The organism is Pseudomonas sp. GW822-FHT03F04, assembly GCF_058801405.1.
In genome coordinates this window covers 1-537 of sequence record NZ_JBXANF010000028.1, presented here as the reverse complement: position 1 = coordinate 537, position 537 = coordinate 1, and the positions used below count along the sequence as shown (strand labels likewise).

The following is a 537-nucleotide window of genomic DNA, read 5'->3' as shown; positions in this document are numbered from 1 at the left end:
GCTATCGGCCAAAAGCGGTCAGCCAGAGTTGCGTGCACGGACGGCAATCATAGGAGCGCGCGCCCCCATTTCTGCGAGTATTAAAGAATTAAACCCGATCTGTATCTATTCGCGTTTTTGCCACCTCGCTACGATTCATTCTCCTCCCTGGACCGAGACAACCATGCAACTCACCGACATTCCATTTGGCACCACCGATTGGTCGAAAATAGAACCCACCTTTCATCCCGGCGAAACTGGTACGGCGCTCTGGCGCACCTGTCAATTCGGCACTGCAAGAGTCCGAATGGTTGAATACAGCCCTGGCTATCTTGCCGATCATTGGTGCTACAAAGGGCATATTCTGCTCTGCCTCGACGGGCGATTGGAGACCGAACTCGATGATGGTCGCACGTTCACTTTGACTGCAGGAATGAGCTATCAGGTGGCCGACAACGCAGAGGCTCACCGGTCGTCGACCGCCATTGGTGCTAGATTGTTCATCGTGGATTGAGGCTTGAACAGGGAGGACGGCTTCTGGCCGACCACTTCCAGTTA

General features: G+C 54.2%; 1 protein-coding gene. It reads left to right on the top strand.

Translation table 11 applies throughout. The annotated features are described in order from the left end of the window. Nucleotides 1-163: 163 nt before the first annotated feature. The gene (locus AC1RMX_RS29690) at nt 164-493 is read left to right on the top strand and encodes a DHCW motif cupin fold protein (RefSeq protein ID WP_096821754.1); all 330 of its coding nucleotides are present in this window, start codon (nt 164-166) and stop codon (nt 491-493) included. The last annotated feature ends 44 nt before the right edge of the window (nt 494-537 follow it).

Bases quoted from the DNA above. Each gene is read 5' to 3' on its own strand.
- AC1RMX_RS29690 (WP_096821754.1), top strand. From the start codon at position 164: ATGCAACTCACCGACATTCCATTTGGCACCACCGATTGGTCGAAAATA.